The following is a 25,395-nucleotide window of genomic DNA, read 5'->3' as shown; positions in this document are numbered from 1 at the left end:
TCACGGTAGCGCCCAGTCTAGCATGAGGCGATGCAGGTGCCTGAAAGCGATGTATAGAGTCGTGATGCGCATGTCGGAGCCGCCCGCATGCAGGCGTTTGTGATAGAGTTCGCGCGCTCTTTTTCAAGGGGCCAACGCCATCCCGGTCCGCTGCGGTCGGGTTTCACTCTCTGCCTGCGGTTGCTGCGTCAATGAATGCCATTGTCATCTCCATTCTTGTCATGGTCGGTCTGAGCCTTGCGCGCGTACCGGTCGTGGCGGCCCTGATTGTGGCCGCGCTGTGCGGCGGCCTCTACAGCGGTCTATCCATTCACGAAGTGCTTGAGGCCTTCAATGACGGTATCGGTGACGGGGCCGGTATCGCACTGTCCTATGCCGCGCTCGGCGCCTTTGCCGTGGCGCTGGCGCGCTCGGGGATTACCGAAGGCGTGGCGCGGCGCTTCATCAACGCACTGGAAGGCGAACGCATGCGCCCTCAAGCGCTGAAGACACTTCTGATCGTGGCCCTTCTGGCTGCGGCGGTCTGCTCGCAGAATCTGGTGCCGGTCCATATCGCCTTCATTCCCATCGTGGTCATCCCGCTGCTGCCGGTGTTCAACCGATTGAAGCTGGACCGTCGACTGGTGGCCTGTGTGATTACCTTCGGCATTACCGCGCCCTACATGCTGCTGCCGGTGGGCTTTGGCGCCATCTTTCTCAACGACATTCTACTGGCCAACATCAACTCGGCCGGCGAGGCCGTAGGGCTTGAGATCACGGCCGCCCAGGTGCCCACGGCGATGGCGCTGCCCATCTCCGGCATGCTGGTGGGGCTGCTGGTTGCCGTCTTTATCAGCTATCGCCGTCCGCGTATCTACGAGGATCGCGCCGTGGCGGGTCAGGCCGATGCCGCTGCGCCTGAAAGCAGCACCGATAGAAGCGATCAACGCGCCCGGCTCAGGCCGTGGCAGTGGGGCGCGCTGGTGGTATCGATCGGTGCGACGCTTGCCGTGCAACTGTGGCTGGACTCCATGGTGCTGGGGGCACTGGCAGGCTTTGTGGTGCTTTCGCTGGGCGGCGTGTTTCGCTGGCGCGAGCAGGATGGCGTCTTTACCGAGGGCATGCGGTTGATGGCGACCATTGGTTTTATCATGATCACCGCGGCCGGCTTTGCCAGCGTCATGCAGGCGACCGGGCAGATCGATGAACTGGTCCAGAGCGCGCACGCCTTTGGCAGCAGCCAGGCGCTGGCAGCGCTGATCATGCTGCTGGTCGGGCTTTTTATCACCATGGGCATCGGCTCATCGTTTTCGACCATTCCCATCATCGCCTCGCTCTACGTGCCGCTGGCGCTGAGTTTCGGCTTCTCACCGCTGGCAACGGTCGCACTGGTGGGCACGGCGGCGGCACTCGGCGATGCCGGTTCCCCGGCGTCCGATTCAACGCTGGGGCCGACCTCGGGGCTGGCTGCCGATGGGCAGCACGATCACATCCGCGATTCGGTCATCCCGACCTTTGTGCACTACAACCTGCCGCTGCTGGCCTTTGGCTGGCTCGCTGCCATGATCCTCTGATGTCGCTCGACATGCGCTGACCTGCGCGGTGCGCCCCGACTGCTATAGTGGGGTGTAGCGCGACAGCGCTGCTGCCGATGACATCAAGGAAGGGGAGGAAGCATGGCACGCATCATGTATGACCTTTGTGGTGAGGACACGGCCCTTAGGTTTTCGCCATTTTGCTGGCGCGCGGCGCTGGCCATGCGCCACAAGGGGCTGACGCTGGAAACCCGCCCCTGGCATTTCAGCGACAAGCAGGACATTGCCTTTTCCAACCAGGAAAAGGTGCCGGTCATCGTCGATGAGGACGACGAGGTCGTGACCGACAGCTTCGATATCATGACCTGGCTGGATCAAAAATATCCGGGGCCGGCGCTGTTCGGTGATGACATGGCCCGCTCGCGGGCGCGCTTTATCAAGCACTGGGCCGAGACCACGCTGGCGCCGGCGCTGATGAAGATTGCCATTCTGGATGTGTTCTCGATCATCGACCCGAAGGATCAGCCGTACTTTCGTGAAAGCCGTGAAGCGCGCTTTGGCATGACCCTTGAGGCCTTCCAGAATACCGAGCAGGGTCTTGAGATGCTGGACAAGGCGCTGCCGCCGCTGCGGGCCCAGCTCGAGGGCAGCGACTTCATTGATGGCGACCACCCGGGCGGCGCTGACTATCTGGTGTTTGGCATGTTCATGCTGGCATACGTGGTGCGTGAGCAGCCGCTTTTGAAGGCAGAGGATCCGGTGGCGCAGTGGCACGAGCGCATGCTGGACCTGTTCGGCGCGATGGCCCGCAACGCGCCGCGCGTCGGTACACGTTGATTCGAAAGCTGTTGGAGCCATGAAAAGGGCCCCATGGTGGGGCCCTTTTCATGGCTTGTCGGCAGGTGTGGTCAGGGCGCGCAGTGCCCCCTGCAAAAGCGAGAGTTCCTTTCGAGTGGGTGCGGCGCGCTGATAGAAGTTCTGCAGTCGCTCCAGCGTCTGGGCGTGAGGCTGGTTCAAAAAGCCGGCCTCCTGAAGCGCAGTGGCCAGTGACTGCTGAAAGTGCTGCATCTGCTCGCGACTCGGCGGCAGGTCCTTCGCGCGCTGAGAAGTCGTCTCCTGACCGGGTGCTGCACCGGCTGCCTGACGGTGGCGCCAGGCCCGATACAGTTCGTGAGCGCAGACCTGCACGGCCTGGGAAAGATTGAGCACCGGGTAGTCGGGATTGGCGGGCAGGCTCAGCTGATGGGTGCAGCAGGCAATTTCATCGTTGGTCAGACCCGAGCGCTCACGACCGAACACCAGCGCGACCGGCATGTTTTCTGCCAGCGACACCAGCTCGCGCGCCATCTCGTCACCTTCCTCGAATTGCGGTAGAGGAAGGTTGCGCAGGCGCGCAGAGAGACCGACCACGGCGCCGCAGTCGGCCACCGCTTCTTCAAGACTGTCTACCACGCGGGCGTTGTCCATCAGTGACTCGCCGCCGGCCGCCATGCGGGTGGCATCTTCATCCGGAAACTGGCGTGGGTTGACCAGCACCAGCTGTTCGAGCCCCATGGTTTTCATCGCTCGCGCCGCGGCGCCGATATTGCCCGGGTGCCAGGTCTGTACCAGCACGATACGGATGTTGTCGAGCGTCGATCGCTGGCCGGTCATGAGGCGTCTCCCGAGTCGGCAAACTGCTTGAGCGCTTCACCTTCGAGGCGGTAGGAGAGCCACTCTTTGCGGGGAAGAGCGCCGATGGCATCGTAGAAGTCGATAGCGGGCTGATTCCAGTCCAGCACCTGCCAGTCAAAACGCGGGCAATTGTTGTCCACGGCGATGCGGGCCAGTGCCTGCATCAGGGCAAGTCCCGCGCCCTGGCCTCTGGCGCTGGCGGTGACAAACACATCCTCGACATAAAGGCCGCGATGGCCCAGCCAGGTCGAGTAATTGAAAAAATAGACGGCCAGACCGATCGGCTGATCGTCTTTCCGGGCGATCAGGGCATGAGCATGCGGGCGATCGCCGAACAGGGTGTCTCGAATCATCGACTCGTCGGCCTTCATCTCGTGCTCGGCACGCTCATAAATGGCCAGTTCGGTGATGAAACGCACGATGGTGGCAGCGTCATCGGGGAGGGCGGCGCGAATGGAAAGCGTCATGGTAGCGGGCACATACAGGAGTCATGGGTAATGGTGCATAGCATACCATGGACATGAAAAGGCCCCGCATAAAGCGGGGCCCTTGAAGTGACCTCGAGGGGTCGGGCTTCGGGGGATGATTACATCATGCCGCCCATACCACCCATGCCGCCCATGTCACCGCCGCCGGCGGAAGCATCCTTCTCTTCCGGATCGTCAGCCACCATGGCTTCGGTGGTGATGATCAGACCGCCAACGGAGCCGGCCGACTGCAGCGCAGAGCGCGAGACCTTGGCCGGGTCGAGAACGCCCATCTCAAACAGGTCGCCGTACTCGCCGGTCTGGGCGTTGTAGCCGAAGTTGCCTTCGCCGTCACGAACGCGGTTGAGGATCACGGAAGCCTCTTCACCAGCGTTGGTGACGATCTGGCGCAGCGGTGCTTCCAGGGCGCGGATGGTCAGCTGGATGCCGTGCGTCTGGTCTTCGTTTTCGCCCTTCATGTCGGCCAGGCGTGCCGAGGCGCGAACCAGTGCTGTACCGCCACCGGGCACCACGCCTTCTTCAACGGCAGCACGAGTCGAGTGCAGCGCGTCTTCAACGCGAGCCTTCTTCTCTTTCATTTCCACTTCGGTGGCAGCACCGACGCGGATAACAGCAACACCGCCGGCCAGCTTGGCAACACGCTCCTGGAGCTTCTCGCGATCGTAATCGGAGGAGGTGTCCTCGATCTGGGTGCGGATCTGGCCAACGCGCGCTTCGATGTCGGCTTCTACACCGTTGCCGTCGATGACGGTGGTGTTTTCCTTGGACATGGTGATGCGACGAGCGCTGCCTAGGTGATCCAGCGTGGTCTGCTCAAGCGTCAGGCCGACTTCTTCAGAGATCACGGTACCGCCGGTCAGGATCGCGATGTCCTGCAGCATGGCCTTGCGACGATCACCAAAGCCCGGCGCCTTGGCCGCGGCGACCTTGACGATACCGCGCATGTTGTTGACGACCAGGGTCGCCAGCGCTTCGCCTTCGATGTCTTCAGCGATGATCACCAGCGGCTTGCCGGCCTTGGCAACGCTTTCCAGCGTCGGCAGCAGCTCACGAATGTTGGAGATCTTCTTGTCGACCAGCAGGATGTAGGGGTCTTCCAGCTCGACCGACATGGTTTCGTTGTTGGTCACGAAGTAGGGCGACAGGTAGCCGCGATCAAACTGCATGCCTTCAACAACTTCGAGCTCGTCTTCAAAACCGCGACCTTCGTCAACGGTGATGACGCCTTCCTTGCCGACCTTGGCCATGGCATCGGCAATGATCTGACCGATGGTGTTGTCACCGTTGGCAGAGATGGTGCCGACCTGCGCGATGGCGCGGGAATCGGTGCACGGAACGGCCATGCTGCGGATCTCTTCGACGGCCTTGGCAATGGCCAGATCGATGCCGCGCTTGAGGTCCATCGGGTTCATGCCGGCGGTAACGCCCTTGAGACCCTCATTGACGATGGCCTGAGCCAGAACGGTGGCGGTTGTGGTGCCGTCACCGGCGACATCAGAAGTCTTGGAAGCGACTTCCTTGACCATCTGCGCGCCCATGTTCTCGAACTTGTCCTTCAGCTCGATTTCCTTGGCGACGGAGACGCCATCCTTGGTGACGGTCGGTGCACCGAAGGATTTTTCCAGAACAACGTTGCGGCCCTTCGGCCCCAGCGTGGTCTTGACGGTATCGGCGAGAACGTTGACGCCTCGCGCCATGCGCTTGCGAGCATCATCGGAGAACTTGATCTGCTTGGCGGACATTACGGTAATTCCTCGATTCTATGTTCGTTAAAAAAATGACGTAGACGTAAAAGAGGTATCAGCCTTCGAGCACGCCGAGAATGTCGGACTCGCTCATGATCAGAACTTCTTCACCGTTGATCTTTTGTTTCTCAACGCCAAAGCCATCCTTGAAGATCACCTTGTCACCGACCTGAACGTCGAGCGGGCGGGTTTCACCACTTTCAAGGATGCGGCCCTTGCCAACGGCGAGGATTTCACCGCGGGTCGGCTTTTCCTGCGCGTTGCCGGGCAGAACGATGCCACCGGAGGTCTTTTGTTCTTCTTCCACGCGACGAACGACAACTCGGTCGTGCAAAGGACGGATGTTCATTTCTCACGTTCTCCCTGATTGGTTACATGAACTGCGCGGGGGCGATCAGGCCGTGGCGCTGGCGCCCCCCGGGGTCCGGCGTGACCGGAGTATTTGGGTCGATATCACGACGTGCCAGATTAATGAGGTCGCATTGAAGTGTTTCAAGGGGGGCACGCAATTTTTTTACTTGCGCGGCGCCCTGTCATTATCGACGATTTCGCCTTCTATCACGCGGGTTTGGGAGGATTGATCCGTTGAGGTATCGCTTCCAGTCTGGGTGTAGGTATCACCGCTTTTGTCGTGGTTGGGATGGTAGCGATGCACGTTGATGTTGCTGCGCATGAAGCGGCCGAGAATCGCGGTTCGCGAAAAGGGCATCAGACAGAACAGGGCAATGACGTCGGTGAGAATGCCGGGCATGATCAGCAAAACGCCAGCCATGATCATGCCCGCGCCGCGCTTGAGCTCAAGACTTGCCACGCCGCCGGTGGCCATTTTTTGCTGGGCCTGGCGAAACGAATCGAGCCCTTCGCGGCGGATCAGATGCATCCCGAGTGCCGCCGCCAGAACGATGACCAGCAACACCCAGGCACCGATCAGTTTGCCCAGTACGAAAATCGAGATCAGATCCAGCAACAAAAAAAAGCCGATGGGGAGGAGCAGGGGCATGATGTGGTCGCACTCTCGCAGTCGTTGTGTTGACGGGGAGGCCGTGGTCGCTCTGTTGCTCTCATGGAAAGTTTCTTTCTCATGAAAGGATGAGCACGGCAGCCGGGAAAGACAGGAATACTGGCATGTCAGGTGCGAGAGGTATATGCCCGGACGATGACAGGAGACAAAAGTCGAGCCGTCAGGACAGGCGGGAAAGGGCAGCAGGATCAGGCAGGAAGGCCGGGCGGCAGCATCGGTGCCGCCGCCCGTCGAGCGATCAGAGCTCGACGCCGTCGCGCAGTTGATCAACGGTGGCGCTGCCGATACCGCTGACGCGGCTCAGATCATCGGCGCTTTCATAGGCGCCGTTCTCTTCACGATCGGCAACGATGGCATCTGCCTTTTTCTCTCCGATGCCGGGCAGGGCTGTCAGCTCGGCCGCGGTGGCGGTATTGATGTTGACCGCCAGCTCATCGGCCATCAGCGGGGCAGAAAGGGACAGTGCAGCAGTGGTGAGGATCATGGCGAGCAGTTTGCGGGACATGCGGGTTCCTTGAATGATGTGAATACATTCAAGGGTATCGGCGGGAGTCTGCCCTTATTTAGATAATATTTATATATCGGGTTGTGCCGCGTGATGGCCGTCAGCTATCCCGCCGGCAGGGCACAATCTCTATACTGATCGCGCCAACTACAGGAGCCCGCATGTCTTCCCCTCTGATTATTGCTCTCGATCATGCCAGTCTGGACGCGGCGCTGCCGCTGGTGGACCAGCTCGACCCGCAACGCTGTCGCCTCAAGGTGGGCAAGGAGCTTTTTGTGCGCAGCGGTCCGCAGGTGCTGGATGCCCTGCATCGGCGCGGCTTTGAAGTCTTTTTGGATCTCAAGTTCCATGATATCCCCAATACGGTGGCCGCTGCCGTGCACGCTGCCGCAGATCATGGTGTATGGATGGTCAATGTGCACGCCTCGGGCGGGCGCCACATGATGCAGGCCGCGCGTGATGTGCTTGTTCGAAATTCGCTGCCCACGCACCTGATTGCGGTCACCGTGCTGACCAGCATGGATGACGAGACGCTTGCCGAGACCGGCGTCACGCGTAGTGCCGGCAAGCAGGCGCTGGCTCTGGCAGGACTGGCCCGGGAGAGCGGGATGGCGGGCGTTGTCTGCTCGGCGCGCGAGGCTGGCGCGGTAGCTGCGCAGTGTGGCCAGGATTTCCTGCGGGTGACGCCGGGGATTCGGCCGGCGTTTGCCCGACGCGATGATCAGCACCGCGTCATGACGCCGGGTGAAGCCATGCAGGCCGGCAGCACGCACTTGGTGATCGGTCGACCGGTCACGCGCGCCGACGATCCGATGGCGGCGCTGGTAGCCATCGAGCAGGAGCTCCTTGAATGATGTAACGGGGCGCAGGGGCGCAGGGGCGCTACTCGCCTTCCAGCCCCGTGATCGGCTTGATGGTGCCCCACTGGCGACAGCTGGGGCAGTGCCAGTAGAGCTGCTCGCCCTGAAAGCCGCAGCTCTTGCAGCGATAGCGGGCTCGCTGGGCCATGAGCTGCTCGGTATGACGCTTGAGCAGGCGCAGGTGCTCAAGCTCGTGCTCGGGGACGGCCTTGAGATAAAGGTCCATCAGATAGTCGATCCCGCGCAGACTTGGGTGGCGCTGCAGCTGTTCGCTGACCAGACGGGTGGCCTGTTCGATGCCATCACGCATGTGCAGTCGCTCGGCCAGCAGCAGCACAAAAGAGACATAGGGCGCTTTCTCGAGCTGGTCGTGGAGAAAGTTGATCAAACCTTCCTCATCATCGAGCAGATCAAAGGCACGCTGTATGGGGGCCAGCGTGACGGGCACCATGTCGCTGTCCTGATCGCGAATGCGGCATAGGGCGCGAATTTCGTTGCGGTAGTTGCCGGCGCGGTGCTCGATATCAGCATACACCCAGTTGGCACGAACGCAGGCGCCATCGATGGAGAGCGCCTGTTTGAGATGCTTGCGCGCAGGGCCGGGACTGCCTTCCTCGATGGCCTGTTCGGCCAGCTCGCAGTGCCAGTGGGCCGCGGCGCGGCGAAGTGATTCGTCCTGACGGACCAGCTGAGGCAGGGCCACCTCCAGCGCTGCCTGCCAGTCCTTCTCACGCTCATAGAGATCCACCATCAATCGCTTGGACGCCGTAGCTGTTTCCTCGTTTTCGCACTGACGGATCAGCCCGGCGAGTAGGCGTTCAGCGCGATCAAGCACGCCAAGGCGCATGAAGTCGCGGGCCAGCTCGAGCTGCACCTGCTCGCTCTGGGCGGTGGTCAAAACGGGGCGGGCCAGAAGATTCTGGTGAATTCTGACGGCGCGGTCGGTCTCACCGCGCATACGAAAGAGATTGCCCAGCGCAATGTGGGTATCGATGGTGTCGCCGTTGACTTCGAGCGCCTGAACAAAGGTTTCAATGGCGCGGTCGGGCTGCTCGTTGAGCAGAAAGTTCAATCCGACGAAATAGTCGCGCGACAGGCGCTGACCGGAGAGTGTCCTGTCGCGATAGCGATAGTGCCTTCGCTCCATGCGGCCCAGCCACCAGCCGATGCCGATTGCCGCAATGAGAATAAGGAGCAGCACGGGATCCAGCATTCAGGGCGCTTCCTTGAACTCCTGAACGCGCAGGCGATCAAGCTCCTTGCGCTGCTGCTGATTATCGTGACGGGCGCGCATGAGGGTGGTGCGCAGGCGCAGATAGAGGCCCGACATGGCCACCATGCCCAGCAGCACCCCGACGACCAGCGCCGACAGCAGCCACAGGGAAAGTGAGGCAGGCGGCAGTTCCGCCCAGATGACGTCCAGCGGCACGGTCTGCTGGTTGCGTACGGCAAACAGCATGCCCAGAAGCAGAACGATCAATGTGACAACAGCAAGTACCACGCCCTTAAGCCAGCGCATAGCAGATCCCTGATTTTCCCTGTCCAATTGCCAGCAGTGTAACACCGGCGAGGGCACGCAGCGATGGCTACGGCACTCGCCCAATGGCGTTGAGGCGCTGGAATCGTCGTGACGGGAGACGGTTGAAGGAGAGGTTCAAAGGCCCTGTTCGCGGCTGGCATTGACCTGCTCGCGCAGCTCCTTGCCGGGCTTGAAGTGGGGCACATGCTTGCCGTTGAGGCTGACCGGATCGCCGGTCTTGGGATTGCGCCCGGTGCGCGGTTCGCGATAGTGCAGGGAGAAGCTGCCAAAACCACGGATTTCCACGCGGCCGCCGCCGGCCAGTGCCTCGGTAATGTCGTCAAGAATCAGTCGCACGGCCGATTCCACTTCCTTGACGGACAGCTCTGACTGTTGTGCGGCAATCTGTTCGATCAATTCGGACTTCGTCATCAGTGGGTCTCCATCCGTCCTGTCGGGCGCCTTCAGGATTTTTATTTGTTTCCAGCATAGCCGCTAATGTGAGATAAAACAACGCACTACATATCCGTCAAAATTCATGTCCGACCGGCTTTCAGGGGGCACGATCATCACGGGCGTGGCATGGCGCGCGCGTCTCGTGATGCAATGACTGCTGCCCTCTGACAGGAGATCAATGTGAGCGAACAACAAGCCTTTGATGCCACGGCGCGCAAGCGTCTTTACTGGCATTCCCGTCGTGGCATGTGGGAACTGGATCTGATGCTGGTGCCTTTTTTCGAGAACTGCTTCGACGGGCTCAGCAATGAGGACCAGACTGCCTATCAGACGCTGATCGCCCGGGAGGATCAGGATCTGTTTTTATGGCTGATGCGCCGCGGCGAACCCGATGACCCGGCACTGGTGCCCATCATTACAAGCATCATCGATTATGCCGAAAGTACCCGTACAGGCGACGTTCGTCCGCTCTAGGGCGGCGCTCGCTCTCTATTGTCTGATTGCCGGCGCCATGGCACTGGCTTGTGCGCTCTGGGTTTCGCTGATCTGGGCGGGCGTGGTGCTGGTGGTGCTTGTCGCGCTGGGATGGCAGCAGGCAGGGCGGGTGCCGCCGCCGCTTCGCATTGGCGATGGCGGGCATTGGGAGCAGTATTGCCGTGGTCAGTGGCAGAGTGTGACGATCAGGGCGTCCCGGGTGGGGCCTCTGCTGTGCGAGGTCATCATCGAGGGCCGGCGCTACGCACTCTGGTACGACATGCTGCCGCCCGGGCATTTTCGTCGGCTGCGCCGGGCGCTGTTGAACACCTCATCAAAAGAGGCGGCCCTCGAAGAGACCGTTTAGATCCTAGGGCTGTCGGGACGTTCGTCGCTCAGGCGTCGGCCGCCCACCAGATGATGACGACTGGCGCGCTTTCTCAGGCGCGAGCTGGGCAGACGTTGAATATTGCCCAGATAGCCCACCAGGGCGCGGGCCTGACGCGCCAGCTCGCGGTTGAGCCATAGATAGCCGCTCGGGCTGAACAGGGCGCGCCCCGAGGCGGAGCGTCCGGAAAAGGCGCGGTTGACATAGCGTTGCAGATCCAGCGCCGCGATGTCGAGATCGATCTCCTGACCGGTGCGCACCTGATGCGCCAGCATCGACAGCGAGCGGGCCAGCTGCTGCTGATCCGTGCGCAGCCCTTCCAGACTTTCGATGATGTCGTGACCGTTGCGGGTATCCCAGTGGGTCTCCAGCAGTAGTTCGACGGTCGAGATCATGCGTCGCTCCAGCGACAGCAGGCTGTTGAGCTCCCCCCGGCGCAGTCTGCCTTCCTTGTGCACGGCATCCACCAGAGCGCGCTGCTTGATCAGCTGTGAGGTGGTTTTTTTCATCTCCTCGAGCGTCTGGTCATGATCGGCTTCGGTGGCCAGAGTGTGGGCGTAATAGAGGCTCGCCAGACGGTCGAGATTGTCGGCCAGCATGAAGCGAAACAGATCCGTGGCTTTCTGGGGCAGCATGATGATCGTGATGACGATACCGACGCTGGTGCCCAGCAGCACATCAAAGGCGCGCCACAGCGCGATGGTCATGTCCTGATTACCGTCGCCGGTTACCATCAGGATCGTGATGCCGAACATCAAAACGCTATAGCCATAGCGCGAGGTAAAGGTGGCGTGCAGCGCCACGGCAATGGCCACCAGTGTCAGTATCTGCACGGTGCCCGATGGCGCCGGAATCAGCAGCAGCACGATGCCGAGCGCGCCCCCCAGAGCGGTGCCGATCAGACGCTGGCCGCCCTTGTCGAGCACACCGCCGACATGGGGCAGATTGCCCATCACCATCAGTGTGCTGACCGGCGCCCAGATGCTGTGGGGAATATTGAACAGCGAAATGATGGTGAAGGTGATGCCAAGCGCGATGGTGGCGCGCAGCGTGTAGAGATAGTGACGGTAACGGTAATTGAAGTAGGGATCGCGAAAGCGTATGCGTGCCATGGGGCGCCGGGATGAAAAGTGAGTGTGCCTATTTTATCGTCCGCGACGCCAGAAATTCGAGGGGCAATCCTCGTTCATGAATCATCGGGCGCAGCGATGCGCCCGGTGATTATCATGCTGCTCCGGTCAGGGGCCTTGCCATGATCTCCTCGGCGAAATGGCAGGCCACCCTGGCGCCCTCGATCTCGCGCAGCTCGGGGCGCTTGTCGGCACACTCGGGGCGGGCGTGCGGGCAGCGGCGATGGAAGGCACAGCCCGGCGGCGGCGACAGCGGCGAGGGCAGCTCGCCGCTGAGCGCGATCCGGTCACGGCGCTCGTCGGGGTTGACCGAGGGCGTGGCCGAGAGCAGCGCCTGGGTATAGGGATGGCGCGGTGTTGTAAACAGTGCCTCGCGTGAGCCCACCTCCACCGGCCGCCCCAGATACATCACCATGACGTTGTCGGCAACGTGGCGCACCACGCTCAGATCATGGGAGATGAACAGATAGGCCAGCCCGAATTCCTGCTGCAGATCGTTGAGCAGGTTGAGCACCTGGGCCTGTACGGAGACATCCAGCGCCGAAACGGGCTCATCCAGCACCAGCACCCGGGGACGCAGCATCAGCGCACGCGCCACGGCGATGCGCTGGCGTTGACCGCCGGAGAACATGTGCGGATAGCGGTCGTAGTGCTCCGGGCGCAGCCCGACGCGAGCGAGCATATCGCGCGCCATGCGCCGGCGCTCGTCGGCCGGGGTCGAGGTGTTGATGACCAGCGGCTCTTCCAGGATCGTGCCGATGCGTTTGCGAGGATTGAGTGAGCCGTAGGGGTTTTGAAACACCATCTGCACGTCGCGACGCAGTGCGGTGAGTGTCTGGCGATCCGGTGACGCCGCGTCACGCCCGTCGACCGACAACTCGCCCGAGGAGGGCGGTTCCACGAGGGTCAGCATACGGGCCAGCGTTGACTTGCCACAGCCGGACTCGCCGACCACCGCCAGGGTCTCGCCGGCATGGAGCGTAAAGCTGACGCCGCGCACGGCGTGGAGTTCGGCGCGGCGCAGAAAGCCCTGGCGCACCTGATAGGTCTGAACGAGATCGCGCGCTTCCATCAGGGGCGCGTCAAGCGGGGAGACATCAAGAAGGTCGGGTCGGCTCATGACATGATCTCCAGATCTTCTTCGTTCAGCGGGTGATAGCAGCGGACATGGCGCGTGCCGAGCCCGGTTTCGGCATGTCGGGCCTCAAGTGACGGGCGGCTGGCGCGACAGTCCTTTTGCGCGTGGGCGCAGCGCGGATGAAACAGGCAGCCCTGCGGTCGGTCTCCGATGCCAGGCACCACGCCGGGGATGGTCGGCAGGCGCGTCGTCCCCGGGTGGCGCTCGGGCAGGGCGTTGAGCAGCGCGCCGGTATAGGGATGAGCCGGCTCGCGGAAAACATCGTGGCTGGCGCCGGTTTCCATCAGCTGGCCGGCGTACATCACGGCCACACGTCTGGCAGCACCGGCCACCACGCCCATGTCATGGGTGATCAGAATCATGCCCATGCCGCGCTCCTCCTGCAGCCGCATCAGCAGATCCAGAATCTGCGCCTGAATGGTCACATCCAGTGCCGTGGTCGGCTCATCGGCAATCAGCAGACGCGGATTGCAGGCAATCGCCATGGCAATCATCACGCGCTGGTTCATACCGCCCGAGAGCTGGTGCGGGTAGTCGCTCAGGCGTTTGGCGGGCGCTGGAATGCCCACCTGATCGAGCAGCTCGATGGCGCGTTCGCGCCGCTGCCGGCGGCTGCCGCCTTCATGCGCCCTGATGGCCTCCAGCAGCTGGAAGCCGATGGTAAAGCTCGGGTTGAGGCTGGTGCTGGGTTCCTGAAAGATCATCGCAATATCGTTGCCGGTCAGGCGCCGCCGAGCACGGTCACTCAGGGTCTGCATGTTCTGACCGGCGAAATGAAAGCGGCTGGCCTCGACCCGGGCATTGAAGGGCAAAAGCCCCATCATCGCCAGCATGGTCACGCTCTTGCCGGACCCCGATTCTCCGACGATGCCGAGAACTTCACCTTCATTCAGCGTCAGGCTCAGATCCGACACGGCAGGGAAGGTGCCTTCATCGGTATCGAAGGCCACGCTGAGCTGTTCGATTTCCAGAAGCGCCATGGCGCTCTCCTGTTGTGCAGTGGTCGATGTTTGTTGTTGTCGTGTCTATCGGCTCGTCAGCGCTTGAGGCGCGGGTCAAGGGCGTCGCGCAGGCCATCTCCCATGATGTTGAACGCCAGCACCGTGATCAGGACCGCAAGCCCGGGGAAGGTCACGACCCACCAGGCCTGCAGCACGTACTGACGAGCGTCGGCCAGCATGCTGCCCCATTCCGGCGTTGGCGGCTGGGCGCCCAGACCGAGAAAGCCCAGCGCGGCGGCATCCAGCACGGCGTTGGAAAAGCTGAGCGTGGCCTGCACGATCAGCGGGGCGAGACAGTTGGGCAGGATGGTGATAAACATCAGCCGGAACATGCCGGCACCAGCCAGGCGCGAGGCCATGACGTATTCACGCTCGCGCTCGGTGATCACCGAACTGCGCGTCAGGCGCACGTAGTGGGGCAGATAGACCACCGCGATCGCCAGCATGGCGTTGAAAAGCCCCGGCCCGAGCACGGCAACCACGACCACGGCCAGCAACAGGCTCGGGATCGACAGCATGATGTCCATCAGTCGCATGATGACGGTGTCGATCCAGCCGCGTAGAAAGCCGGCCAGCAGACCCAGCAACACGCCAATGCCCAGCGACAGCGATACGACGATGACGCCAATGGTCATCGACAGTCGCGCCCCGTGAATCAGGCGGCTGAGAATGTCGCGGCCGAGATCGTCGGTGCCTAGCACGAAGCGCAGCGAGCCGCCGTCCTGCCAGAAGGGCGGGGTCAGCACGCTGTCACGAAACTGCGCGACAGGTGAGTAGGGTGCGACCACGTCGGCCAGACAGGCGATGACGACGATCAGTGCGATGATGACCATGCCGACCAGCGCCGCACGGTTGCGGCGAAAGCTGCGCCAGACGTCGCGCAGTGGCGACGGGCGTTTTGCCGTCTGCTCGGCCGGAGCACCGTCGTCGATCCCGGGTGTAGCGGCCGGGGGCTGAGGGGTAACCTGTGTCATGTGTGGCCTCCGGGCTCAGCGACTGTTGCGAATGCGGGGATTGATCAGCCCGTAGAGCAGATCAACGATCAGATTGACCACCATGACGATCAGGGCAATCAGCAGGATGCCGCCCTGCAGCGAGGGGTAGTCACGCCGTCCGACGGCATCGATCAGCCATTTGCCGATGCCGGGCCAGGAGAAGATGGTTTCGGTGAGAATGGCACCGGAAAAGAGCAGTCCGATCTGGAGCCCGATGACGGTGGTGACCGGAATCATGGCATTGCGCAGGGCGTGGATGGCGATGATGCGCCAGGGCGAGAGCCCCTTGGCCCTGGCGGTGCGGATATAGTCCTCGCCGAGCACTTCAAGAATCGATGAGCGGGTCATGCGCGCAATGACGGCCAGCGGAATGGTCGCCAGCACAATCGTGGGCAGGATCAGGTGCCTGAGCGCATCAACAAATGCGCCGGGCTCGCCGGAGAGCAGGGTGTCGATCAGCATGAAGCCGGTCGGGGTCTCGATCCAGTAGCTCGAGGAGAGCCGCCCGGAGACCGGCGTCCAGCCCAGAATGCCGGAAAACAAAATGATCAGGAGCAGGCCCCACCAGAAGATCGGCATCGAATAGCCGGTCAGCGAGGTGCCCATGACGGTATGGTCAATGATCGAGCCGCGCTTGATACCGGCAATGACACCCAGCGGGATGCCGACACAAACGGCCAGTAGCATGGCGCAGAAGCCAAGCTCCAGCGTGGCCGGGAACAGCGACAGAAATTCATCCAGCACCGGGTTGCTGCTGATCAGGGAATGTCCCAGATCGCCCTGGGCCAGATCGCCCAGAAAGCTCAGATACTGTTGCCAGAGTGGGCGATCAAGTCCCAGTTCGGCCATGACCTGAGCATGACGCTCGGCCGAAATGCCGCGCTCGCCGGCCATGATGGCGACCGGGTCCCCGGGGATCAGATGCACCAGCGTGAAGGTCACCAGCGTGATGCCGATCAGCGTCGGAATCAGCATTAAAAGTTTGCGAATGACAAAGCTCAGCATAGGGGATTTCCGCCACCTCGAACGTGTGATCCGTGCCTGCCAACAGCACGCTGAGGGCGTCTTGCAGCCCGGGCGTGTTGATCAGCAGGAATGAGCAGGCAGTGAATCGAACGGTGCGACTTGCGCGCCGTCCTGCCTGGAAACCGGATGTCGGGCTAGCCTGGATCGGAGCGGCACGGGCCGGCCGCGGAGGCGGCGTGCAGGACAAGACGGGCCTTGTAGAGACGGCGAGTCGAGAGGGTATTGGTCATGGTCGTATATCCGTACTTGTTATTGTTGCTGCAGCGAAATGCCTTGTAGGCGGCGATGCAGTGAGTAATAGACCCTAGGGGATTGCGTTGACCCTGTCCATGCCCGTAAGGGCGCATGGACAGGCCTTGATTCCTGTCAGTCGGATGCTCTTCAACGGGCGCGCCACTCAAGCCCGTCGCTGCTCAGCCTGGCCATGCTGCCCACCGGCCACGCCTGATTGTGCGCGCCGTGGCCGAAGGGCAGCCGGTGATAAAGCGCAATGTCATGGGGCGCCAGCCACTCCTGCATCATCGCCTCGACACTGCTGTCACCGGTATCACAGTCGGTGAAGCTGCCCAGACAGACGGCATTCAGCCTGCCTGGCTCAAGGCTGTCCAGCAGCTGACACAGGCTGCGCTCCAGGCGGTAGAGACGCTCGCCGACGTCCTCCAGCATCACAATGGCGTCTTCAGGTACGTGCAGTGCACCGGATGTGCCGGCGACGCTGGCCAGCGTAGTGAGGTTGCCGCCGATGAGTGGGCCTGACAGATCGACTGCAGGACCTGCCACATGCGTTGCATTCATATGGCCGCCATCGCCACGTAGCGCCGGAGCAATGCTGGCCATGGCGGCGGATCGCGCTTCGGCCTCGGCGCCATTGGCTTGCTCGAGCAGGGCGAGTTCGGTCGCCACCGGGGCATGGATGGTGCGGCGATCATGGGCGTGGAAGGCGCTCAGCAGCACACTGATATCGGAATAGCCGATCAGCGGGACATTCGGAAGCCTGGCCCAGTCGATATGATCGATCAGCTGGGCGCAGCCGTAGCCGCCGCGCAGGCACCATACGGCCGCCACGTCGGGCAAATGAAAGGCGGCATGAAAATCCGCCAGGCGCTGCTCGACCGTACCGGCCAGATAGCGATGGCGTGCTCGGGCATTGTCCATGAGGCGCGGGATATAGCCCATCTGCTCGAGCAGGACACAGGTGGCTTCAATGCGCTCGGGCAGGACGGCGCCAGCCGGGGCAATGAGCGCCACGGTGTGCGGGCCTTCGCCCAGCGGTCGAAGTGCGGAGAGTTCGGTGAGGGATAGCGTCATGGTGGCGGTCCGAAAGGCATGAAAAACCCCGCTCGTCAGAGCGGGGTAACATCCTACGTCAGGGGCCTACTCCTTGATATCCACTCCGTAAAAGGTATGCACCCCGGTGGGCTGTACCTGGTAGCCGGTCACGCTGCTGCGTACCGGTTCATGGACGATCGAGTGGGCGATCGGCAGCCAGGGCATCTGGTCGCGGAAGATCTCCTGCGCCTGCACGTAGAGTTTTGTGCGTTCTTCCTGGTCGGTCGCGGTGGCCGCCTGACGAATGATGTCGTCGTACTCCGGATTGCACCACTTGGCGTAGTTGGAGCCATCACGTGCGGCGTTACACGACAGCAGCGTATTGAGGAAGTTGTCCGGATCGCCGTTGTCACCGGTCCAGCCAAACAGGCCGGTCATCGCTTCGCCCTCAGAGGCGCGGCGCAGATACTCGCCCCACTCGTAGGAGACGATTTCGGCGTTAACGCCCACCTTGCGCCAGTCGGACTGGATGATCTCTGCCATGCGCCGCGCGTTGGGGTTATAGGGGCGTTGCACCGGCATGGCCCACAGCTCGGTGCTCAGATTTTCAACGCCGGCTTCCTGCAACAGTTTTTTGGCCTGCTCGGGATCATAAGGGATTTCCTCGACGTTCTCGTCATAACCCCATAGCGTCGGCGGGATCGGATTTTTGGCCTTCTGGCCTGCCCCCTGATACACCGATTCGATGATCGCGTCGCGGTCGACCGCCATCGACAGGGCGCGGCGTACCTTCGGATTATCGAAGGGCGGCTTTTCGGTCTGGAAGGAGAGATAGCCCACGTTCAGCCCTTCAGCCGATTCAAGATTGATGTTGGGATCGTTGCGCATCGCTTCCAGGTCGGCCGGATTGGGGAAAACCATGACCTGGCATTCGTTGGCCTGAAGCTTCTGGAAGCGCACCGAGGCGTCGGGGGTGATCGAAAAGACCAGCCGGTCCAGCGGCGATTTGCCTTCCCAGTAATCCGGATGTGCCTGATAGCGGATATAGGCATCGCGCTGAAAGCCCGCGAACTGGAACGGGCCGGTGCCCAGCGGCTGCTGGTTCATGCGCTCGGGATGGCCTTCTTCCATCAGTTGATTGGCGTACTCGGCTGACAGGATCGAGGCAAAATCCATCGCCATGTCGGACAGGAACGGCGCCGAGGCGCGGCTCAGATGAAAACGCACGGTATGGTCATCGACCTTCTCGACACTTTCGATCAGGTCGGGCATGCCCATGCCCTCGAAATATTCGTAGCCGCTGCCGACCCCGTGCCACGGATGATCGTCCTCGAGCTGGCGATTGAACGAGTAGAGCACGTCATCGGCGTTGAAGTCGCGTGACGGCGTGAAGTAGTCGGTGGTCTGGAATGTCACGCCCTGGCGCAGATGAAAGGTGTAGGTCCTACCATCATCGGAGACCTCCCACGACTCGGCCAGCGCCGGCTTGAGCTCGGTGGTCCCCGATTTGAACTCTACCAGCCGATTGTAGATGGTACGCGAGGAGGCATCGAAGGTGGTCCCGGCGGTGTAATGCTGTGGGTTGAAGCCTTCGGGGCTGGCTTCCGAGCAAAAAACGAGAGTCTTGGCATGGGCGGTACCGGTGGCGGCGAGCAGCAGGCCACCTGCCAGCATCAGCCGGCGGGAAGTTGTCTGGGTCATGAGCACGTCTTTTGTATATTGTTGGTGTGACCGGCCGGATAAGCCGGCTGTCGCCACGGACGCGATGATGCATCGACTCCGTGGGTGCAACGTCATGACACAACGTTACGCCTTGAAACTATGCCGGGGGCGGGCAGGCTGTCAATGATCACCAACACACTCGAGAGCTGGGCCTGTGTCTAATAGCGACATCGAGCAGCCTGAAAGAGACGTTTGAGGCGACTACATGCCCATCAGTTCACCGCCGTCGGATCTGGGCAGATCATCAGCGACATCCAGCACGCGGTCGCGATAAAACAGATGAAGGGTCGGGGCGAGTTCAGCCGGCAGTTCGCCGCCGTTGGCCTTGCGAAACAGCGAATGCGGGATGACCGGCATCCCCGGGCGATGGCGTCCGTAGAGGGTGACACCGCACTCCCTGCAGACGAAGCGGCGCATGTCGCGATCGCTCATTTTATAATCGATGACCCGGTCAGCTTCCGGTAACTCGACCCTGTCATCGCGCCAGGCGGTGCCTGCCAGCATGACCGTTCCATACAGGGCGCGACAACTGCCGCAGTGGCAGTAAAGCGATACCTCGGGAGCACCGCGCGCGGTCAGTATGGCATTGCCGCAGTCGCAGCTCAGCCGATAGGTGTGAGTACTCATTGGACACTCTCCGGGACGTGAAAGGTAGTGTCAGTCAAGCACACTGCACCCTGTTATGCCCCACGCCTATCTGTATCATAGAGATAGATGCTGCTCATTGATCCCTGTCCACTACCTGTTGCAGGCAGTACTGATGGTCAAAAGCGGACCTGAGCCATCAAGGCATACAGACGTGCGTCATTGGCGCCGTGTTTCAGGGCATCGAGATCGGACAAAGGAATGAAAATACATCGGGTATCAAGAGAGAACAGCAGGGAGGAAGGTGGCTGCTGATTGGTGCCCGGAGCCGGGATCGAACCGGCACGACCTTGCGGTCGAGGGATTTTAAGTCCCTTGCGTCTACCTGTTCCGCCATCCGGGCGAGGAGTCGACGGCGTATCTGCTTGAGGCCATCTGAAAACGGCTGGAGGTCAGGCAGAAGGGAGATGGAGGCTGGAGTCGGAATCGAACCGGCGTACACGGAGTTGCAGTCCGCTGCATAACCACTCTGCCATCCAGCCTCAAAACGGTGCGGAAAACGAGATGGCGTTACTCATTGACCTGTCCGTTGATCCCGTAAGGGATGGAGCGGGAAAGGAGATTCGAACTCCCGACCCTCGCCTTGGCAAGGCGATGCTCTACCACTGAGCTATTCCCGCTCAACGGGTGCGAAATATACCGATGTGACAGGGGAGTGTCAAACACCCGGCGGTAAAAATCGCACCCGAACCGCACGTTACGCTCACATCGAGCGGGTCAGTTCCGGCCAGGCGGCGCGCAGGTACTTGTACATCGACCACAGCGTCAGGATGGCGGCCAGGTACAGCAGCAGAAAGCCCGTCTGCGCCAGCAGGGTGCCGGGGGCAAAGCCCAGCAGCAGAATGATCGAGATCATCTGGAAAGCGGTCTTGTACTTGCCGATGCTGGAGACCGAGACGCTGGCGCGCTTGCCAAGCTCGGCCATCCATTCGCGCAGCGCCGAAATCACGATTTCACGACCGATGATCACCAGCGCCGGCAGCGTCAAAATCACATCGCTGTAGAATTCGATCAGTACGCCAAGGGCGACGGCCACCATCAGCTTGTCGGCGACCGGGTCCAGAAAGGCACCAAAGGGGGTGCTCTGGTTCCAGCGGCGCGCCAGATAGCCATCGAACCAGTCGGTCACCGAGGCCACGGTGAACAAAAGGGCCGCCAGCGGATTGCTCCAGCCGGTCGTCAGGTAGAACACGATGACCAGAAGCGGTATGAGTACGATTCTTGTCAGCGTCAAGATATTGGGGATGCTCATGGCACTATCGGTCCTGACCGGGGGTGAAACATACCTGCAAGAGGACTGGATTCTAACGCCTGAGCGCGCCTTCAGCCATGCAGTGCCTGATGAATCTGCGTTGCCAGCTGAGCGTTGATACCGGGCACGCGGGCAAGATCATCACGGGAGGCGTTGCGGATACCCTGCAGACCACCGAAATGGCGCAGCAGTTCGCGGCGTCTTTTGGGCCCGACACCGGGAATCTCCTGAAGGGTAGACGAGCGTCGCGCCTTGTCACGCTGCTGACGGTGTCCGGTAATGGCAAAGCGGTGTGCCTCATCCCGGATATGCTGAATCAGGTGCAGGGCCCCGGAAGCACTTTCCAGTGTCAGGCTGCGCTCGACGGTGTCGAGAAAGAGTGTCTCGAGCCCGGGCTTGCGCGTGGTGCCCTTGGCCACGCCCAGCAGCACGATATCGTAAACTCCCTGCTCCTCGAAGACCTCGCGGGCCATGTTGAGCTGGCCCTTGCCGCCATCGACGATCAGGATATCGGGCCTTGGCACGTCGCCGCTCTGGATGCGCTTGTAACGTCGCGTCAGGGCCTGACGCATGGCGGCATAGTCGTCACCGGCGGCCACGCCCTCGATGTTGAAGCGTCGATAGTCGGACTTGACCGGGCCGTTCTGGTCGAACACCACGCAGGAGGCCACCGTGGCTTCGCCGCTGCTGTGGCTGATATCGAAACACTCCAGGCGCTGGGGCGTTTCTTCCAGTGAGAGCGCCTCGGCCAGCGCCTTGAAGCGCGTGTTGAGCTGCTGGCGGCTGGCCAGCTTGGTGGCCAGGTGCTGATCGGCATTGGTGCGGGCCAGTTCCAGCCATTGGGCGCGATGGCCGCGCACCTGATGGGCGACGCGTACCTGACGCTGCGCATGTTCCGACAGCGCCGTCTGCAGAATCTCCTGATCCTCCACGGCGTGTGAGGTCAGCACCTCGGTGGGCAGCTCGTTGCTCTGACCCAGATAGTACTGGCTGAAAAAGCTGCTCAGCAGCGCCTCGGGGCTCAGGTCCAGACCATTGTCGGGCATGTGATGGCGCGAACCGAGCACTCGCCCCTGGCGGATGATCAGCACGCTGACGCATAGCCCACCCGGGCGCTCGGCCAGGGCGAAGACATCGGCATCGCCGCCGGCGGTATCCACCGACTGCTGGCTCTGCAGGCGGCGCAGCTGCTGCACCTGATCCCGTAAAAAGGCGGCCTGCTCGAACTGAAGTTCCTTTGCCGCGGCTTCCATATCGGCATAGAGCTTCTGAGTGACCTGATCGCTCTTGCCCTCCATGCACATCAGCGCGTGATTGAGATCGCGCTGATAGTCCTCCTTGCTGATATAGCCGACGCAGGGCGCCGTGCAGCGATCAATCTGGTACTGCAGGCAGGGGCGGCTGCGGTGGGCAAACACCGAGTCTTCGCAGTTGCGAATACGAAAGATCTTCTGCATCAGTGACAGGCTTTCCCGTACGGCTCCGGAGCTGGTGAACGGGCCGAAGTAGCGGCCGTCACCGCGCTTCTGGCGCACGCGGCGAAGCTCCAGCGCCGGATAGGGATGGTGGTCGCTGGCGAAGATATAGGGATAGGACTTGTCGTCGCGCAGGAGGATGTTATAAGGCGGGCGCTGCTGCTTGATCAGCGTCTGCTCCAGCAGCAGGGCCTCGGTTTCGCTGCGCGTCACGGTCACCTGAATGTCGCGAATGCGGCTGACCAGTGCCTGGGTCTTGGCGTTGAGCCCCGTATTGCGGAAATAGCTCGACAGTCGCGCCTTGAGCCGCTTGGCCTTGCCGACATAGAGGACATTCTCGTGCTCATCGAGCATGCGATAGACACCCGGTGATTCGGTGACCGTTTTCAGAAACTGGCGTGAATCGAACGCCCTGATCACCTCATCGTTCATGATGATCTCCACAAGTGATAGTGCCTTCATTTTAACAGATAACGCGGCAGGGGCCGGCTTCATTGCCGCGCCAACCGCTGTGCGTGGTGTCCGCCAGCGCGCTCTGAATGTAGCTCTCGGGCGATAACCTGCCAGAAAGGGTTGACGCCTGGTCTTTGTTATCGTAAAGTATGCACCGATTCGGGGCCTTAGCTCAGCTGGGAGAGCGCAACACTGGCAGTGTTGAGGTCAGCGGTTCGATCCCGCTAGGCTCCACCAGATATTGAAAAAAGCCGCTTCAGTTTTCTGAAGCGGCTTTTTTCATGTCCGAGGGTTCTGGTCGGATGCCGCGCGGCGTCGCTGTCCTCCCCACGCATGATGATCTCCGGCACTTCCCGCTGCCGTTCTGAACGACCGACAGACCGTCGTCCATTTCTTTTGTCTGATTAATCGTGGCCATGCCCCTGTAATATCTGCGTTTGCGGCCGATAGAAAAGGGAGGGACAGGATGCCGAAGCATGGCACCTGATATAGAACATGGATGCAGGATAAACAGACATGACCAGTCGCAAACAGGCTTCGATCGCCGACATCATGAGTCGGAATCTCGTGACATTGCGTCTTGAACAAACGCTTCATGATGGCAATGAACTCATGCGGGAACACCATATACGCCATCTCCCGGTGCTGGATGAGCTGGGGCGTCTGGCGGGGATGTTGAATCAAAAGGTAGTGCTGAAGGAAGCGTTGCGCATTACCGATCACTTCGGTGCCAAGCGTCTGGGGCATCATCTGGGGCGGATTCCGCTGAGCGATGTGATTTCAAGAGACGTACAGACGTTGTCTATTACCACACCACTTGCCGAAGCCGGACAACAGCTGCTGGCGAACCGTCAGGGGGCCATGCCGGTGCTGGACGGTGAAGGCCATCTGGTCGGCATTCTCTCATCGGTGGATTTTGTGCGTCTGGCGGTGAACCTGCTTGAAGACGTTTCGGATTGATCACGGCCCGGGTGTCCTGAATGGCGGGTATCCTGAATGGATAAAGGCGCCATCCATGACGGATGGCGCCTTTTTTTGACCACAGGGTGACCAGAAGTCGTCGCGATCAGGCCGTGGTATTGATCCGGGTGCCCACCATGCCTTCGGTGGCCAGCTTCGGCATCGAGTCTACCGACGACATCAGCTGCGACATCTGTTCGGCCTGACCATCCAGCGACTTCTTCAGGACACTGGTCTGAACGTCACTGGTAAGCTGATGCTGCTGCAGCGCCATTGACGCATTGACCATGCCATTAACGCTCATATCCATGGGCGTTCTCCTGCATCGAGTGGATCACCGCTGCGCGGGCAGCGGGTGGCGCCTTAGCCGGCCAGGGCTTCGGCGGCCTCGGGCGACAGCGTTTCAATGACTTCGCATTCTGCCGCCTCGGGCGCAAGACCGGTAATTCTGACCCGGTAATAATCGTGAACCTCTTTGCCGCTGGCCGTCGTGCGTGTCACAACGCTCGACATTACGTGGCATTCATCGCCGGGCTGAAGATCCGGCGGCATCAGTTCGATGGGAATCCATGCACGGGTTCCGGTAGTAAGCATCGCTCGCTCCTGGAAAGCCTTTTGATCGGCCGGCACGGCCTGACCATATGGCTCTCTTATCGGCACCGGTTCCAGCGTCTTTAATGAATTGTGAAGCTCTGCAGGGCGACCATCAGTCTCGCGCCCCGGTGCCGTCAGCGCCCTGAACGGCCAGCACCTCACACAGGGCTTCCAGCGGTCCCATCTCTCTGATCAGCAGGGCGCAGATCAAGGGTTCTCCGCTGTCGCCTGCCAGACGCAAATGAAACAGTGTGCCCACATCAGCACTGTCCGGCAGCGCCTCTTGAGCCACGACCAGTTCATCTCCCGCGGTCATTTCCTGCTCCTGTTCACGATATTCAGTAACATTTTTCTCGGCATGAGTGCTGTTTATTTATACAGTTTTGGCTTGCCCGAGCTTTGCTTTATCGAGATAATTATCCATGTAGGATAATTATTGTCCGAAATGGTGGTGTTTTAGCAATGAGCTCAAAAAGGAGATGTCCATGTGGAACCTGCTTTTGGGGAGTTTTGGCCGGATTCCCGTTCGACTGCTGATCGCGCTGGCCGTGCTGGCGCTGCTGGCAGGCGGTCTATGGGGATTTACCCAGCGGCTGGATCAGTGGCGTGAAGCGCTGGCTGATGCTCAGGGAGAGGCTCGCAGTGCGCATGAACTCGCACAGCGCCAGCAGCTGGTTGCGCGTGCCTGGCAGCAACATGCCGAACATCTGGCAGAGGTCAACGCCAGCCGCGACCAGCAGCTTGAAGCGAGCCAGCAGGCACTGGCCGGCAAACGACAACAACTTGAGAGGATAATCAATGATCACCAGACATCAAAGGAATGGGCTGATCACGCTGTGCCTGACGGGGTGCATCAATGGCTGCGCCAGCTCGCCGCAACAGACGACGCCGGTGATGGTGCCACCACCACCCATGCCGCGATATCTGACGCAACCGCTGCCGGCCCCGGAGGGGATCGACAATATCCGTACCAACCAGGACCTGCTGACACTGCTGACGGACTACGAACAGCTTCGACGGCGCATGAACACTGACCGTGACGCTGTCAAAAGGCTCTGGGAGAGCATGACGCCATCGATGACCAGCGAGCT

Annotated in this window: 29 protein-coding genes and 4 tRNA genes; 8 read left to right on the top strand and 25 right to left on the bottom strand. The window is 61.2% G+C overall.

Annotated features, from left to right (window positions below):
• Positions 1-191: 191 nt before the first annotated feature.
• Together BM079_RS11060 and BM079_RS11055 are read left to right on the top strand one after the other, a co-directional pair.
• Positions 192-1,553 (top strand): Na+/H+ antiporter family protein, encoded by a 1,362-nt coding sequence (locus BM079_RS11060; RefSeq protein WP_090133963.1) that lies wholly within the window; start codon positions 192-194, stop codon positions 1,551-1,553.
• A gap of 102 nt (positions 1,554-1,655) precedes the next feature.
• A complete protein-coding gene (locus BM079_RS11055) occupies positions 1,656-2,351 on the top strand; it encodes a glutathione S-transferase N-terminal domain-containing protein (protein WP_090133961.1) in 696 nt (231 codons plus the stop codon).
• Between the two features lie 48 nt (positions 2,352-2,399).
• Here the strand turns inward: BM079_RS11055 and BM079_RS11050 are convergent, their stop codons facing one another.
• From BM079_RS11050 to BM079_RS11025, 6 genes are all read right to left on the bottom strand, one after another.
• On the bottom strand, positions 2,400-3,167 hold the full coding sequence (locus BM079_RS11050; protein WP_090133959.1) for an RNA methyltransferase: 768 nt from the start codon (positions 3,165-3,167) through the stop codon (positions 2,400-2,402).
• The gene (locus tag BM079_RS11045; RefSeq protein ID WP_090133957.1) at positions 3,164-3,655 is read right to left on the bottom strand and encodes a GNAT family N-acetyltransferase; all 492 of its coding nucleotides are present in this window, start codon (positions 3,653-3,655) and stop codon (positions 3,164-3,166) included. Before BM079_RS11045 ends, BM079_RS11050 begins: the two co-directional genes overlap by 4 nt.
• Positions 3,656-3,774: 119 nt before the next feature.
• Positions 3,775-5,418 (bottom strand): chaperonin GroEL, encoded by a 1,644-nt coding sequence (gene groL, locus BM079_RS11040; protein WP_090133955.1) that lies wholly within the window; start codon positions 5,416-5,418, stop codon positions 3,775-3,777.
• Positions 5,419-5,476: 58 nt separating this feature from the next.
• Positions 5,477-5,770 carry a co-chaperone GroES gene (locus BM079_RS11035; RefSeq protein WP_086899633.1) on the bottom strand — a complete coding sequence of 98 codons (294 nt, stop codon included), beginning with the start codon at positions 5,768-5,770 and terminating at the stop codon, positions 5,477-5,479.
• Positions 5,771-5,935: 165 nt separating this feature from the next.
• The gene (locus BM079_RS11030) at positions 5,936-6,421 is read right to left on the bottom strand and encodes an FxsA family protein (protein WP_090133952.1); all 486 of its coding nucleotides are present in this window, start codon (positions 6,419-6,421) and stop codon (positions 5,936-5,938) included.
• A 259-nt stretch (positions 6,422-6,680) separates the two neighbouring features.
• Entirely contained in the window at positions 6,681-6,947 is a 267-nt protein-coding gene (locus BM079_RS11025; RefSeq protein WP_090133950.1) for a ComEA family DNA-binding protein, read from the bottom strand.
• Between the two features lie 161 nt (positions 6,948-7,108).
• Here BM079_RS11025 and pyrF point away from each other — a divergent pair, with 161 nt between their 5' ends.
• Entirely contained in the window at positions 7,109-7,801 is a 693-nt protein-coding gene (gene pyrF / locus BM079_RS11020) for an orotidine-5'-phosphate decarboxylase (RefSeq protein ID WP_090133948.1), read from the top strand.
• Positions 7,802-7,829: 28 nt separating this feature from the next.
• Here the strand turns inward: pyrF and lapB are convergent, their stop codons facing one another.
• The 3 genes from lapB to ihfB form a co-directional block, all read right to left on the bottom strand.
• Positions 7,830-9,020 (bottom strand): lipopolysaccharide assembly protein LapB, encoded by a 1,191-nt coding sequence (gene lapB / locus BM079_RS11015; protein ID WP_090133946.1) that lies wholly within the window; start codon positions 9,018-9,020, stop codon positions 7,830-7,832.
• Positions 9,021-9,326: a lipopolysaccharide assembly protein LapA domain-containing protein gene (locus BM079_RS11010; RefSeq protein ID WP_090133944.1), complete on the bottom strand. Its 306-nt coding sequence runs from the start codon at positions 9,324-9,326 to the stop codon at positions 9,021-9,023.
• A 135-nt stretch (positions 9,327-9,461) separates the two neighbouring features.
• A complete protein-coding gene (ihfB, locus tag BM079_RS11005; protein WP_090133941.1) occupies positions 9,462-9,758 on the bottom strand; it encodes an integration host factor subunit beta in 297 nt (98 codons plus the stop codon).
• 204 nt (positions 9,759-9,962) lie between these two features.
• Between ihfB and BM079_RS11000 the strand changes: the two genes are divergently transcribed.
• Both BM079_RS11000 and BM079_RS10995 read left to right on the top strand, forming a co-directional pair.
• Positions 9,963-10,256 (top strand): FAD assembly factor SdhE, encoded by a 294-nt coding sequence (locus BM079_RS11000; RefSeq protein ID WP_090133938.1) that lies wholly within the window; start codon positions 9,963-9,965, stop codon positions 10,254-10,256.
• Positions 10,216-10,623: a hypothetical protein gene (locus BM079_RS10995; RefSeq protein WP_175489671.1), complete on the top strand. Its 408-nt coding sequence runs from the start codon at positions 10,216-10,218 to the stop codon at positions 10,621-10,623. The genes BM079_RS11000 and BM079_RS10995 overlap by 41 nt, the downstream gene beginning before the upstream one ends.
• Here BM079_RS10995 and BM079_RS10990 read toward each other — a convergent pair.
• From BM079_RS10990 to uvrC, 13 genes are all read right to left on the bottom strand, one after another.
• On the bottom strand, positions 10,620-11,756 hold the full coding sequence (locus BM079_RS10990) for an FUSC family protein (RefSeq protein ID WP_090133934.1): 1,137 nt from the start codon (positions 11,754-11,756) through the stop codon (positions 10,620-10,622). The two genes, BM079_RS10995 and BM079_RS10990, sit on opposite strands and share 4 nt — an antisense overlap.
• A 112-nt stretch (positions 11,757-11,868) precedes the next feature.
• On the bottom strand, positions 11,869-12,894 hold the full coding sequence (locus tag BM079_RS10985; protein WP_090133933.1) for a dipeptide ABC transporter ATP-binding protein: 1,026 nt from the start codon (positions 12,892-12,894) through the stop codon (positions 11,869-11,871).
• Positions 12,891-13,892, bottom strand: a complete 1,002-nt coding sequence (locus tag BM079_RS10980; RefSeq protein ID WP_090133931.1) for an ABC transporter ATP-binding protein — start codon at positions 13,890-13,892, stop codon at positions 12,891-12,893. The genes BM079_RS10985 and BM079_RS10980 overlap by 4 nt, the downstream gene beginning before the upstream one ends.
• A 56-nt stretch (positions 13,893-13,948) precedes the next feature.
• Positions 13,949-14,887, bottom strand: a complete 939-nt coding sequence (locus BM079_RS10975; RefSeq protein ID WP_090133929.1) for an ABC transporter permease subunit — start codon at positions 14,885-14,887, stop codon at positions 13,949-13,951.
• 15 nt (positions 14,888-14,902) lie between these two features.
• Positions 14,903-15,913 carry an ABC transporter permease subunit gene (locus tag BM079_RS10970; RefSeq protein ID WP_090133926.1) on the bottom strand — a complete coding sequence of 337 codons (1,011 nt, stop codon included), beginning with the start codon at positions 15,911-15,913 and terminating at the stop codon, positions 14,903-14,905.
• Between the two features lie 402 nt (positions 15,914-16,315).
• On the bottom strand, positions 16,316-17,242 hold the full coding sequence (locus BM079_RS10965) for a S66 peptidase family protein (protein WP_090133924.1): 927 nt from the start codon (positions 17,240-17,242) through the stop codon (positions 16,316-16,318).
• Positions 17,243-17,308: 66 nt separating this feature from the next.
• Complete coding sequence (locus BM079_RS10960; protein ID WP_090133922.1) at positions 17,309-18,904, bottom strand: ABC transporter substrate-binding protein; 1,596 nt, start codon at positions 18,902-18,904, stop codon at positions 17,309-17,311.
• A gap of 222 nt (positions 18,905-19,126) precedes the next feature.
• Complete coding sequence (locus BM079_RS10955) at positions 19,127-19,552, bottom strand: GFA family protein (protein WP_090133921.1); 426 nt, start codon at positions 19,550-19,552, stop codon at positions 19,127-19,129.
• A gap of 274 nt (positions 19,553-19,826) precedes the next feature.
• Positions 19,827-19,913: transfer RNA gene (locus BM079_RS10950), tRNA-Leu, on the bottom strand.
• 65 nt (positions 19,914-19,978) lie between these two features.
• Positions 19,979-20,052, bottom strand: a tRNA-Cys gene (locus tag BM079_RS10945).
• A 63-nt stretch (positions 20,053-20,115) separates the two neighbouring features.
• Positions 20,116-20,190: transfer RNA gene (locus BM079_RS10940), tRNA-Gly, on the bottom strand.
• A gap of 83 nt (positions 20,191-20,273) precedes the next feature.
• A complete protein-coding gene (pgsA, locus tag BM079_RS10935) occupies positions 20,274-20,822 on the bottom strand; it encodes a CDP-diacylglycerol--glycerol-3-phosphate 3-phosphatidyltransferase (RefSeq protein WP_090133919.1) in 549 nt (182 codons plus the stop codon).
• 71 nt (positions 20,823-20,893) lie between these two features.
• Positions 20,894-22,729 (bottom strand): excinuclease ABC subunit UvrC, encoded by a 1,836-nt coding sequence (gene uvrC, locus BM079_RS10930; RefSeq protein WP_090134260.1) that lies wholly within the window; start codon positions 22,727-22,729, stop codon positions 20,894-20,896.
• 182 nt (positions 22,730-22,911) lie between these two features.
• On the opposite strand from uvrC, the gene BM079_RS10925 reads away from it, so the two are divergent.
• Positions 22,912-22,987 (top strand) — tRNA-Ala (locus BM079_RS10925).
• 279 nt (positions 22,988-23,266) lie between these two features.
• Positions 23,267-23,710 (top strand): CBS domain-containing protein, encoded by a 444-nt coding sequence (locus BM079_RS10920; protein WP_090133918.1) that lies wholly within the window; start codon positions 23,267-23,269, stop codon positions 23,708-23,710.
• 106 nt (positions 23,711-23,816) lie between these two features.
• On the opposite strand, the gene BM079_RS10915 is transcribed toward BM079_RS10920, so the two are convergent.
• The 3 genes from BM079_RS10915 to BM079_RS10905 all read right to left on the bottom strand — a co-directional run bounded on the left by BM079_RS10915 (position 23,817) and on the right by BM079_RS10905 (position 24,620).
• Positions 23,817-24,020: a putative motility protein gene (locus BM079_RS10915; RefSeq protein WP_090133916.1), complete on the bottom strand. Its 204-nt coding sequence runs from the start codon at positions 24,018-24,020 to the stop codon at positions 23,817-23,819.
• 53 nt (positions 24,021-24,073) lie between these two features.
• Entirely contained in the window at positions 24,074-24,304 is a 231-nt protein-coding gene (locus BM079_RS10910; RefSeq protein ID WP_090133914.1) for a hypothetical protein, read from the bottom strand.
• 112 nt (positions 24,305-24,416) lie between these two features.
• A complete protein-coding gene (locus BM079_RS10905; protein WP_090133913.1) occupies positions 24,417-24,620 on the bottom strand; it encodes a hypothetical protein in 204 nt (67 codons plus the stop codon).
• A 169-nt stretch (positions 24,621-24,789) separates the two neighbouring features.
• Between BM079_RS10905 and BM079_RS16620 the strand changes: the two genes are divergently transcribed.
• Entirely contained in the window at positions 24,790-25,338 is a 549-nt protein-coding gene (locus BM079_RS16620; RefSeq protein WP_139215299.1) for a hypothetical protein, read from the top strand.
• The last annotated feature ends 57 nt before the right edge of the window (positions 25,339-25,395 follow it).

The sequence above is a fragment of the Kushneria avicenniae genome (assembly GCF_900112585.1).
In the GTDB taxonomy this organism is placed as follows: domain Bacteria; phylum Pseudomonadota; class Gammaproteobacteria; order Pseudomonadales; family Halomonadaceae; genus Kushneria; species Kushneria avicenniae.
This window is presented reverse-complemented; position numbering and strand designations above follow the sequence as displayed.